Source organism: Streptomyces sp. NPDC048643, from assembly GCF_040650615.1.
GTDB lineage: Bacteria > Actinomycetota > Actinomycetes > Streptomycetales > Streptomycetaceae > Streptomyces.
This window is the reverse complement of sequence record NZ_JBEZHO010000094.1, coordinates 1-12,187: the sequence shown is the minus strand read 5'-3', so window position 1 is coordinate 12,187 and position 12,187 is coordinate 1. Positions and strand designations below refer to the sequence as shown.

At 68.6% G+C, this 12,187-nt stretch carries 7 protein-coding genes and 1 pseudogene; 4 read left to right on the top strand and 4 right to left on the bottom strand.

Annotated features, from left to right (window positions below):
* The 4 genes and pseudogenes from AB0C62_RS41640 to AB0C62_RS41625 form a co-directional block, all read right to left on the bottom strand.
* A pseudogene (locus AB0C62_RS41640) lies at window positions 1–170 on the bottom strand (glycerol-3-phosphate dehydrogenase/oxidase); the annotation flags it as partial.
* A 19-nt stretch (window positions 171–189) separates the two neighbouring features.
* Window positions 190–1,728: a glycerol kinase GlpK gene (glpK, locus tag AB0C62_RS41635; RefSeq protein WP_081223505.1), complete on the bottom strand. Its 1,539-nt coding sequence runs from the start codon at window positions 1,726–1,728 to the stop codon at window positions 190–192.
* Between the two features lie 61 nt (window positions 1,729–1,789).
* Entirely contained in the window at window positions 1,790–2,581 is a 792-nt protein-coding gene (locus AB0C62_RS41630) for an MIP/aquaporin family protein (RefSeq protein ID WP_362982443.1), read from the bottom strand.
* A gap of 393 nt (window positions 2,582–2,974) precedes the next feature.
* Window positions 2,975–3,739, bottom strand: a complete 765-nt coding sequence (locus AB0C62_RS41625; RefSeq protein ID WP_362982441.1) for an IclR family transcriptional regulator — start codon at window positions 3,737–3,739, stop codon at window positions 2,975–2,977.
* 269 nt (window positions 3,740–4,008) lie between these two features.
* On the opposite strand from AB0C62_RS41625, the gene metH reads away from it, so the two are divergent.
* The 4 genes from metH (at window position 4,009) to AB0C62_RS41605 (ending at window position 12,096) form a co-directional block, all read left to right on the top strand.
* On the top strand, window positions 4,009–7,536 hold the full coding sequence (gene metH / locus AB0C62_RS41620) for a methionine synthase (protein ID WP_362982439.1): 3,528 nt from the start codon (window positions 4,009–4,011) through the stop codon (window positions 7,534–7,536).
* Between the two features lie 140 nt (window positions 7,537–7,676).
* The gene (locus AB0C62_RS41615; RefSeq protein ID WP_362982438.1) at window positions 7,677–8,378 is read left to right on the top strand and encodes an HAD family phosphatase; all 702 of its coding nucleotides are present in this window, start codon (window positions 7,677–7,679) and stop codon (window positions 8,376–8,378) included.
* Window positions 8,379–8,842: 464 nt separating this feature from the next.
* Complete coding sequence (locus AB0C62_RS41610) at window positions 8,843–10,447, top strand: ABC transporter substrate-binding protein (protein WP_362982437.1); 1,605 nt, start codon at window positions 8,843–8,845, stop codon at window positions 10,445–10,447.
* A gap of 68 nt (window positions 10,448–10,515) precedes the next feature.
* Window positions 10,516–12,096, top strand: a complete 1,581-nt coding sequence (locus tag AB0C62_RS41605; RefSeq protein WP_362982435.1) for an ABC transporter substrate-binding protein — start codon at window positions 10,516–10,518, stop codon at window positions 12,094–12,096.
* The last annotated feature ends 91 nt before the right edge of the window (window positions 12,097–12,187 follow it).

Genomic DNA, 12,187 nt, shown 5'->3' with positions numbered 1-12,187 from the left:
TGCGCGGCGTGCCAGGCGGTGGAGATGCCCAGGATGCCGCCGCCGATCACGAGAAGGTCGTACGTCGCCTTGGAAAGCTGCTCCCGGGTCTCGGCGCGGCTCGGGTTGGAGCCGGAGGCCGGGTGCGTACCGAGGGCAGGCACGGACTGCAGGGTGGACTGGCTGGTCATTGCGGGTTCTTACTCCTCGTCAGTTCTCGTCTTCGATCCAGCCCATGGTCCGTTCCACGGCCTTGAGCCAGCTCTTGTACTCACGGTCGCGGACGTCCGCGGCCATGTTCGGGGTCCATTCCGCGGCCCGGCGCCAGTTGGCGCGCAGGTCCTCGGTGTTGGTCCAGAAGCCGACGGCCAGACCGGCGGCGTAGGCGGCGCCGAGGCAGGTGGTCTCGGCGACCATCGGACGCACCACGGGGGCGTCCAGGACGTCGGCCAGGGTCTGCATCAGCAGGTTGTTGGAGGTCATGCCGCCGTCGACCTTTAGCGCCGTGAGCTCGACGCCGGAGTCCTTGGTCATGGCGTCGCTGATCTCACGGGTCTGCCAGGCGGTGGCCTCCAGGACGGCGCGCGCGATGTGCGCCTTGGTGACGTACCGGGTGAGTCCGGCGATCACTCCGCGGGCGTCGGGGCGCCAGTACGGGGCGAACAGACCGGAGAAGGCCGGCACGAAGTAGGCGCCGCCGTTGTCCTCGACCGAGGAGGCGAGCGTCTCGATCTCGGCGGCGGACTTGATCAGGCCCATCTGGTCGCGCATCCACTGCACCAGCGAGCCGGTGACGGCGATGGAGCCTTCGAGCGCGTAGACCGGCTGCTGGTCGCCGATCCGGTAGCCGACCGTGGTCAGCAGGCCCGAGTAGGAGTTGATGATCTTGTCGCCGGTGTTCATCAGCATGAACGTGCCGGTGCCGTAGGTCGACTTGGCCTCACCCTCGGCGAAACAGGTCTGGCCGAACAGGGCCGCCTGCTGGTCGCCGAGCGCGGAGGCGACCGGGATGCCGCCGAGCAGCTCGCCGAGCGGGCCGCCGGTGACCTCGCCGTACACCTCGGCGGAGGAGCGGATCTCGGGCAGCATGGCCAGCGGGACGCCGATCGACTCGGCGATCTGCTCGTCCCAGGCCAGGGTGTGCAGGTTCATCAGCATGGTGCGCGACGCGTTGGTCACGTCGGTGACGTGCTTGCCGCCGTTCACCCCGCCGGTCAGGTTCCAGATGACCCAGCTGTCCATGGTGCCGAAGAGGATGTCCCCGGCCTCGGCGCGCTCACGCAAGCCCTCGACGTTGTCCAGCAGCCAGCGGGCCTTCGGGCCGGCGAAGTACGAGGCGAGGGGCAGCCCGGTCTGACGGCGGAAGCGGTCCTGCCCGACGTTGCGGCCCAGTTCCCGACAGAGCGCGTCGGTGCGGGTGTCCTGCCAGACGAGGGCGTTGTGGACGGGCTCGCCGGTGTTCTTGTCCCAGAGCAGCGTGGTCTCGCGCTGGTTGGTGATGCCGATGGCCTTGATGTCGTCGCGGGTGATGCCGGCCTTCGAGATGGCTCCGGCGACGACCTCCTGGACGTTGGTCCAGATCTCGGCGGCGTCGTGCTCGACCCAGCCCGGCTTCGGGAAGATCTGCTCGTGCTCCTTCTGGTCGACGGAGACGATGCGTCCGTCGCGGTCGAAGACGATGCAGCGGGAGGAGGTGGTGCCCTGGTCGATCGCGGCGATGAAGGGCCCGGCGGTGTGGGCGTCGGTCACGGTGTGCTCCGTAGCTCTCGGGTGTCGTTCTCAGGCGTGATGACGAGTGACGGCCGTCGTGTCACTTGAAGGCGATGTTGTACAGGCCGCCGGCTATGGCACCGCCGATGAGCGGGCCGGCCACCGGTATCCAGGCGTAGCTCCAGTCCGAGCCGCCCTTGTTGGGCAGCGGCAGCAGGGCGTGGACGATGCGCGGACCCAGGTCGCGGACCGGGTTGATGGCGTAGCCGGTCGGTCCACCGAGCGAGAGACCGATACCCACGACGACCAGCGCGGTCACCATGGCGCCGAGGACACCGAGTCCGTTGCCGTTGTCGTTCAGACCCTGGGTGAGGATCGCGAGCACGAGGACGACGGTGGCGATGATCTCCGTCGCGAGGTTCTGCACCGCGTTGCGGATCTCCGGACCGGTGGAGAAGATCCCGAGCACCGGACCGGCCTTCGGCGCGGACTTCTGGTCGACCAGGCCTTCCTCGGCGGGCTGTTCGGCGAGGATCTCCGGGTCGGTGAGGTGCGCCTGGAACTGTCCGTAGTACGTGATCCAGACCAGGACGGCGCCGATCATCGCGCCGAGGAGCTGGGAGCCGAGGTAGAGCGGGACATCGCTCCACTTGGTGCCGCCCTCGATCGCGAGACCGATGGTCACCGCCGGGTTCAGATGGGCGCCGGAGACTCCGCCCGCGAGGTACGCGCCGGTCAGGACCGCGAAGCCCCAGCCGAACGTGATCGCGAGCCAGCCGGCGTTCTGCGCCTTCGAGCGCTTGAGAGTGACGGCGGCGCACACGCCACCGCCGAGCAGGATGAGTACGGCGGTACCGATGGTCTCGCCGATGAAGATGTCGGAGCTGGACACCCGCGACTCCTTTGTCCTTCGTCCAGGGGAAGCCGAACCCCGGGTCCCACCGGTGGTTCGTGCTCTCGGGAAGTGAGAGCGGTGTCGGCCCTGGCATTGCCACACTGTAACTCTTATTGCCGGTAACTGTTCGACAATGCCGACCGATGGACGGGAGTCTTGCTCTCGCATTACCAGCTCGTCAAGAGTCCTGTTATCGAAAACACGATCGTTATTGATCGCTGTGTGCTATTGATGCGCGGTCGGCCGTCCGCGCGCCGGCGAACGCCCGGCCCGGGGCACGGCGAAGGCCGGGAAGCATTCCGCTTCCCGGCCTCGTCCCGTACGAACCACCCGCGGCGCCCCGCGCCCCGGACCGCCCGGCGCGCCCCGGACCGCCCGGCGCGGCGCGCCTCAGAAGCGCCCGGCGCCCAGGTCCCGCGACACCGCGCGGGCGCAGTCACGGACCGCGGCGATCAGGTCCGGGCGCAGCTCCCCGTCCTGGCAGACCCGCTCCACGGCCCCGGTGATGCCCACCGCGCCGACCGGCATCCGCCGCCGGTTGTGGATGGGGGCGGCGACGGAGGCCACGCCCGTCCAGGTCTCCTCCACGTCGGCCGCGTACCCGCGCGCGCGGGTGATGTCGAGGACGCCCTCGAACTGCTCCAGTTCGCTGACCGTCCGCGGGGTGAACGCGGTGCGCTCGACCTCCAGGACCTCGCTGTGCGCCACCGGGTCGTACGCCGAGAGCACCTTGCCGAGGGCGGTCGAGTGCAGCGGCTGCATCGCCCCCACCTCCAGGACCTGGCGGCTGTCGTCGGGCCGGAAGACGTGGTGCACGATCAGGACGCCCTGCTGGTGCAGCACGCCCAGATAGACGCTCTCGCCGCTGGAGCGGGCCAGGTCGTCGGTCCACACCAGGGCGCGCGCCCGCAGTTCGTGCACGTCGAGATAGGTGGTGCCGAGGCGCAGCAGCTCGGCGCCCAGCTGGTAGCGCCCGGAGGCCGGGTCCTGCTCCACGAACCCCTCCTGCTGCAGGGTGCGCAGGATGCCGTGGGCCGTACCCTTGGCCAGGCCCAGCGAGGAGGCGATGTCCGACAGGCCGAGCTGGCGCTCGCCGCCCGCGAGCAGCCGCAGCATCGCCGCCGCCCGTTCGAGCGACTGGATGTTCCGTGCCATCGCCGTGCTGCCTCCGTCCCCTTCGACCGTCGGCATGCGCCTGACCGCCACCGTTCGGCAATGTCGAACACTACCGGTCGTAGCCGGGCTCTCGCCAATGGGTGGTCGCCACATGTTTCGCCGTTCTCCACACCTTCGTCACCCGCGCCACGCCCGTCCGTCCCGTGGACGCCCACGACCGTTCTCCGGTGCTCCGGGCTACCCTGACGGCGTGCGCCTTCCACGGGAAGCGCAAAGCCGACAGCCGTCGCACTCCAGGGAGCACCTTCATGGCCTCGTTGCCGACCCCGTCCCTTTCGTCCGGTCCCGAGGAGGGCCGCAGGCGAACCGACGCACTCCGAGAGGCGCTCGCCACCCGTGTGGTGGTGGCCGACGGCGCCATGGGCACGATGCTCCAGGCGCAGGACCCGACGCTCGAGGACTTCGAGAACCTCGAAGGCTGCAACGAGATCCTGAACGTCACCCGTCCGGACATCGTCCGCTCCGTCCACGAGGCCTACTTCGAGGTCGGCGTCGACTGCGTCGAGACGAACACCTTCGGCGCGAACCATTCCGCGCTGGCCGAGTACGACATCCCCGAGCGCGTCCACGAGCTCTCCGAGGCGGGCGCCCGGCTCGCCCGCGAGGTCGCCGACGAGTTCGGCGCCCGTGACGGCCGCCAGCGCTGGGTCCTCGGTTCCATCGGCCCCGGCACGAAGCTGCCGACCCTCGGCCACGTCGCGTACGGCACGCTCCGCGACGGCTTCCAGGCCAACGTCGAGGGCCTGCTCGCCGGCGGCGCCGACGCCCTGATCGTCGAGACCACCCAGGACCTCCTGCAGACGAAGTCGTCCATCCTCGGCGCACACCGCGCCATGGACGCGACCGGCGTCCGGGTGCCCCTGCTCGTCTCGATGGCCTTCGAGACGACCGGCACCATGCTGCTGGGCTCGGAGATCGGCGCCGCGCTCACCGCGCTGGAGCCGCTCGGCATCGACATGATCGGCCTCAACTGCTCGACCGGCCCCGCCGAGATGAGCGAGCACCTGCGCTACCTCACCCGGCACTCCCGCATCCCGCTGCTCTGCATGCCGAACGCGGGCCTGCCCGTCCTCACGAAGGACGGCGCCCACTTCCCGCTCGACGCGAAGGGCCTGGCCGACGCCCAGGAGAACTTCGTACGCGACTACGGCCTGTCCCTCGTCGGCGGCTGCTGCGGTACGACGCCGGAGCACCTGCGCCAGTTGGTGGAGCGCGTCAACGGAGTGGCGCCCGGCGAGCGCAGCCCTCGCCCCGAGCCCGGCGCCGCCTCGCTCTACCAGACCGTCCCGTTCCGCCAGGACACCGCCTACATGGCGATCGGCGAGCGCACCAACGCCAACGGCTCGAAGAAGTTCCGCGATGCCATGCTGGAGGCCCGCTGGGACGACTGTGTGGAGATGGCCCGCGACCAGATCCGCGAGGGCGCGCACATGCTCGACCTGTGCGTCGACTACGTCGGCCGGGACGGCGTCGCCGACATGGACGAACTGGCGGGACGCTTCGCCACCGCCTCCACGCTGCCGATCGTGCTGGACTCCACCGAGGTCCCGGTGATCCGCGCGGGTCTGGAGCGGCTCGGCGGCCGCGCGGTCATCAACTCGGTCAACTACGAGGACGGCGACGGCCCCGAGTCCCGGTTCGCGAAGGTGACGCGGCTCGCCCAGGAGCACGGTGCCGCGCTGATCGCGCTGACCATCGACGAGGAGGGCCAGGCCCGCACCGTCGAGACCAAGGTCGCCATCGCCGAACGGCTCATCGAGGACCTGACGGGCAACTGGGGCATCCACGAGTCCGACATCCTCATCGACACCCTCACCTTCACGATCTGCACCGGCCAGGAGGAGTCCCGCAAGGACGGCATCGCGACGATCGAGGCGATCCGCGAACTGAAGCGCCGCCGCCCGGACGTCCAGACCACGCTCGGCCTGTCCAACATCTCCTTCGGCCTCAACCCGGCCGCCCGCATCCTGCTCAACTCGGTGTTCCTGGACGAGTGCGTCAAGGCCGGCCTCGACTCGGCGATCGTGCACGCGTCCAAGATCCTGCCGATCGCCCGCTTCAGCGAGGAAGAGGTCACCACCGCCCTCGACCTCATCCACGACCGCCGCGCCGAGGGCTACGACCCGCTGCAGAAGCTGATGGCGCTGTTCGAGGGCGCCACCACCAAGTCCCTCAAGGCGGGCAAGGCCGAGGAACTGGCCGCGCTGCCCCTGGACGAGCGCCTCAAGCGACGGATCATCGACGGCGAGAAGAACGGCCTGGAGGCCGACCTGGAGACGGCACTCCAGGACCGCCCCGCCCTCGACATCGTCAACGCGACCCTCCTGGACGGCATGAAGGTCGTCGGCGAGCTGTTCGGTTCCGGCCAGATGCAGCTGCCGTTCGTCCTCCAGTCCGCCGAGGTCATGAAGTCGGCCGTGGCCTTCCTCGAACCGCACATGGAGAAGTCGGACGCGGAGGGCAAGGGCACCATCGTCCTCGCGACCGTGCGCGGCGACGTCCACGACATCGGCAAGAACCTCGTCGACATCATCCTGTCGAACAACGGGTACAACGTCGTCAACCTCGGCATCAAGCAGCCGGTCTCCGCGATCCTGGACGCCGCCCAGGAGCACCGGGCCGACGTCATCGGCATGTCCGGGCTCCTGGTCAAGTCCACGGTGATCATGAAGGAGAACCTGGAGGAGCTGAACCAGCGCGGCCTGTCCGCCGACTACCCGGTGATCCTCGGCGGCGCCGCCCTGACCCGGGCCTACGTCGAACAGGACCTGTACGAGATCTACCAGGGCGAGGTCCGCTACGCCCGGGACGCCTTCGAGGGCCTGCGCCTGATGGACGCGCTGATCGGCGTCAAGCGCGGTGTGCCCGGCGCGGTGCTGCCCGAGCTGAAGCAGCGCCGGGTGCGGGCCGCGGTGGACACGGTGGTCGAGGAGCGGCCCGAGGAGGGCCACGTCCGCTCCGACGTCTCCGTCGACAACCCGGTGCCGACCCCGCCCTTCGCGGGCACGCGCGTCATCAAGGGCATCCAGCTCAAGGAGTACGCCTCCTGGCTGGACGAGGGCGCCCTGTTCAAGGGCCAGTGGGGCCTCAAGCAGGCCCGCGCCGGCGACGGCCCGACGTACGAGGAACTGGTCGAGACCGAGGGCCGGCCGCGGCTGCGCGGGCTGCTGGACCGGCTCCAGACCGACAACCTGCTGGAAGCGGCCGTCGTCTACGGCTACTTCCCGTGCGTGTCCAAGGACGACGACCTGATCATCCTGGACGAGCGGGGCAACGAGCGGACCCGCTTCAGCTTCCCCCGCCAGCGCCGCGGCCGCCGGCTGTGCCTGGCCGACTTCTTCCGCCCGGAGGAGTCGGGGGAGATCGACGTCGTCGGCTTCCAGGTCGTCACGGTCGGCTCCCGCATCGGCGAGGAGACCGCCAAACTCTTCGAGGCCAACGCCTACCGCGACTACCTCGAGCTGCACGGACTGTCCGTGCAGCTGGCCGAGGCCCTCGCCGAGTACTGGCACGCGCGGGTGCGCTCCGAACTGGGCTTCGCGGGGGAGGACCCCGCCGAGATCGAGGACATGTTCGCGCTGAAGTACCGCGGCGCCCGCTTCTCCCTCGGCTACGGCGCCTGCCCCAACCTGGAGGACCGCGCCAAGATCGCGGACCTGCTGCAGCCCGAGCGGATCGGCGTCCACCTCTCCGAGGAGTTCCAGCTCCACCCGGAACAGTCCACCGACGCGATCGTGATCCACCACCCGGAGGCGAAGTACTTCAACGCACGGTGACCGCCCCGACGCGCTGCGACGCGAGCCGTCGAGCGCACTGATCGGATAAGTCGTACACTGGTCGGTCCACCGCAGGCCGGTTGTCCCTTGCACGAAAAAGGGGCGACCGGCCTGATCGTCCCTCAAGGAGGTGCGCCAGGATGACCAGTACGGTCCCCGCGCTCGGAACCCGTACGGCCGAAGGCTCCGCCCTGCAGGCCGTTCTCCTCGACATGGACGGAACCCTGGTCGACACCGAGGGATTCTGGTGGGACGTGGAGGTCGAGGTCTTCAAGGCCCTCGGACACGCCCTGGACGAGTCCTGGCGCCATGTGGTGGTCGGCGGCCCCATGACCCGCAGCGCCGGCTTCCTCATCGAGGCCACCGGCGCCGACATCACCCTCGCCGAGCTGTCCGTGCTGCTCAACGACGGTTTCGAGGCCCTGATCGGCCGCTCGCTGCCGCTGATGCCGGGCGCGACCAGACTCCTCGCCGAACTGGCCGCCCACGAGATCCCCACGGCACTGGTCTCCGCCTCGCACCGGCGGATCATCGACCGCGTCCTCGGCTCGATCGGCGCCCACTTCTTCACCCTGACCGTCGCGGGCGACGAGGTGGAACGGACCAAGCCGTTCCCCGACCCCTATCTGCTCGCCGCCGCCCGGCTCGGCGCGGAACCAGGCCGCTGCGCCGTCATCGAGGACACCGCGACCGGTGTCGCCGCGGCCGAGGCCGCCGGCTGTCACGTGGTCGCCGTCCCCTCCGTCGCGCCCATCGAGCCCGCGTGGCGCCGCACGGTGGTCACGTCGCTGGAAGAGGTCGATCTGCCTTTTCTGCACGGGCTGATGACGGAAATGAACTGACCCTTCACCGAGGGTGCGCCGTCGAATCACTCAGTGTGCGGAGCCGAATACCGGAAAGGGCCCGACGGTTCCCTGTGGTAACCGCGGGCGAGGGCTCCCCAGGAATGCGCAATCGGGCGGATGGCTGAATTCCGGTACTCTCCAACCGAGTTGACACTGTGACGTTCGTCACCTAACGGGGGGTCGACAGGGGGACCGACTTGTGTGTTGACCCCCCATTCGTGCGGGGTCGACGCGACCTTGTGTCCCGATTGATGGAACGCTGCACGAATCCTTCCCGTGTCGGGTTATCGGTGCGTCCGCGCCCGGTTTCGCAGCGTGAGCGCACCGCAACTCCAGTGCCTGCGGGCCGTCCTGGCGGCGCGGACTAATGTCATCGCGAGAACGTCGCCGTAACCCCGTGACCCGCCGCGCCACCCCTGCATGCCGGCTCGCGGAAACTACAGCTCTGGAGAAACTCGAGCATGAACCGCAAGACTTTGGTGCTGCCGGCCGTGGTCGGTCTGCTCGCCCCGGTGCTCGCTGCGTGTGGTGGGTCCGACAGCGGCAGCAGCAGTGGCGATGCCATCGTTGTCGGCACCACGGACCGGTTCACCGCGTCGAAGGACGCCCCGGCTCCGTTCGACCCGGCGTACGCGTACGACGTCGGCACCTGGAACGTGCTGCGCCAGACCGTGCAGACGCTGATGATCCAGCCGCGCGGCGACGGCGAACCCGAGCCCGAGGCCGCGGAGAAGTGCGGGTTCAGCGACAGCGGCAACGAGCGCTACTCGTGCACGCTGCGTGAGGGTCTGAAGTTCTCCAACGGCGACGCGGTCACCGCGAAGGACGTCAAGTTCTCCATCGACCGTGCGCGTGCCATCAAGGCCGACAGTGGTGTGTTCGCCCTGCTGTCCACCATCGACACGGTCGAGACGCAGGGCGACCGCGAGGTGATCTTCCACCTCAAGAGCGCGGACGCGACCTTCCCGTTCAAGCTGTCGACCCCCGTCGCCGGCATCGTGAACCCGAAGGACTACGACAAGGGCAAGCTGCGCGACGGCTTCTCCGTCGACGGCTCCGGTCCCTACACCCTGGAGTCCGAGGTCAAGGACGACGCGGTCGTCAAGGCCGTCTTCAGCAAGAACCCGAACTACAAGGGTCAGCTGAAGGTGAAGAACTCCAAGGTCGAGATGCGGTCCTTCGCGGACGCCGACGCCATGGGAACCGCCCTCGAAAAGGGCGACATCGACCTGATGACCCGCTCGATGAATCCCGCGCAGATCACCAAGCTGTCCAACGCCGCGGGCGGCAACGTCAACCTGAACGAGATGCCCGGTCTCGAGATCCGCTACCTGGCCTTCAACACCAACGCCCCGTCGGTGAAGGACAAGGCGGTCCGCCAGGCCATGGCGCAGATCATCGACCGCGGTGAGCTCGTCGCCAAGGTCTACGGAACGCAGGCCGAGCCGCTCTACTCGATGGTCCCCGCGACCATCACGGGCCACTCCAACGCCTTCTTCAACAAGTACGGCGACCCGAGTGTCAGCCGGGCCCGCACCGCGCTGAACAAGGCCGGCATCACCTCGCCCGTCAAGGTCACCCTGCACTACACGACCGACCACTACGGCTCGGTCACCAAGCAGGAGTTCGAGGTCCTGAAGAAGCAGCTCAACGCGAGCGGCCTCTTCGACGTCAGCATCCAGGGCACCGCCTGGGACAAGTTCGTCCCGGCCGAGCGCGCCAACGACTACGACGTGTGGGGCATGGGCTGGTTCCCCGACTTCCCCGACGCCGACAACTACCTGGCGCCGTTCCTCGACAAGGACAACTTCCTCAAGTCGCCCTACTCGAACAGCGACATCATCAACAACCTGATCCCGGAGTCCCGCCGCGAGGCCGACCGCCTCACCGCGTCGAAGAGCCTCACGCGGATCCAGGACATCGTCGCCGACGACGTGCCGCTGATCCCGCTCTGGCAGGGCAAGCAGTACATCGCCGCGCGCGACGACATCACGGGTTCGGAGTGGGCCCTCAACTCCTCCTCCACCCTTCAGCTGTGGGAGCTCGGCCGCGGTGTGAGCGGCTGACCGACCGATCCGACCCGGGGCCCTCGCGGGCCCCGGGTGCACCAGTTCCAACGACAAGGCACCTGCACGTGAACATGCGCAACCAGTGGCCAGTCCTGCCGATCGTGGCGGGGCTGGCCTCCGGCCTGTTGACCGGATGCGGCTCGGAGACGAGCGATTCCGGGAGCGACGGCTCCTCCGTGGTGATGGGGATGTCCGACGACGTCCTCGCCACCGACCCCGCCTCCGGCTACGACCCAGGATCGTGGCTGTTGTTCAACAACGTCTTCCAGTCGCTGTTGAGCTTCCCCAAGGGCGGTACCGAGCCCGAGCCCGAAGCGGCCAAGGAGTGCGCGTTCACGGACACCGCGACCACGGTGTACAAGTGCACGCTCCAGGACGGTCTGAAGTTCAGCAACGGTGACGCGCTCACCTCGGCGGACGTGAAGTACTCCTTCGACCGCACGATGAAGATCGACGACTCCGCCGGTCCGGCCGTCATGTTCCCGATGCTCGACAAGGTCGCGACGCCCGACGCCAGGACCGTCGTCTTCCGCCTCAAGTACGCCGACGCCACCTTCCCGAGCAAGATCGCCTCCGGCGCCGGCTCGATCGTGGACCACCGGGAGTACGGCACCAACGGCCTCCGCAAGGACCACCGGGCCGTCGGCTCCGGCCCGTACCAGCTCGACTCGTTCGGCGACGACAAGGCGGTCTTCTCGGTCAACCCGCACTACAAGGGCACCGCGGACGTCCAGAACTCGGGCGTCACGCTGAAGTTCTTCCACGGCGACCAGAAGGCCCTGAAGGACGCCGTCCTGAAGAAGCAGGTCGACGTCGCCTACCGAGGCCTCGCCGCCGACGACATCGCCGAGATCCAGAACGACTCCGCGAACAGTGGCATCAACGTCATCGAGGGCAACAGCGCCGAGGTCCAGCACCTGGTCTTCAACATGAACGACCCGGTCGCCGGCAAGCTCGGCGTACGCAAGGCCATCGCCTACCTCCTGGACCGCGACGCCCTCGTCGACGACGTCTACGAGGACACGGCCACCCCGCTGTACTCGATCATCCCGACCGGCATCACCGGCCACAGCACGTCCTTCTTCGACACCTACGGTGCCCGCCCCTCGCCGTCCAAGGCCGAGGCCGCCCTGCGCGACGAGGGCATCACCGGCAAGGTGAAGATCACCCTCTGGTCGACCCCCTCGCGCTACGGTCCCTCCACGGACCAGGAGTTCAAGGCGATCGCCAAGCAGCTCAACGCCAGCGGACTGTTCGACGCGACCGTGAAGTCCGTCGCCTACGACCAGTACGAGAAGGACATCGCCCACGGCAAGTACGGCGTGTACGTGAAGGGCTGGGTCCCCGACTACCCGGACCCGGACAACTTCACGGCCCCGTTCTTCGGCAAGGGCAACGTGCTGAGCAACAACTTCAGCAACAGCACGATCACCGGCAACCTCATCCCGAAGACGGCCGCCGAGAGCGACCGCTCCTCCACCGACGGCTCCTACGGCAAGCTCCAGGACCTGGTCGCCGACGACCTGCCGATCATCCCGATCTGGCAGGCCAAGCAGTACGCCGTGGCGCGCGACGACATCTACGGCCTCGAGTACTGCCTCGACGCCTCGACGGTGTTCCGCTTCTGGGAGATCAAGAAGGGCTGATGCGGCAGGCGGTGTCCATCGGGGTGTCGAGGTGGCTGCGGTGGCAGCGGGCTCTGAACAGGGCGCGCACCTCGCCGAGTTCCTCGGCGGC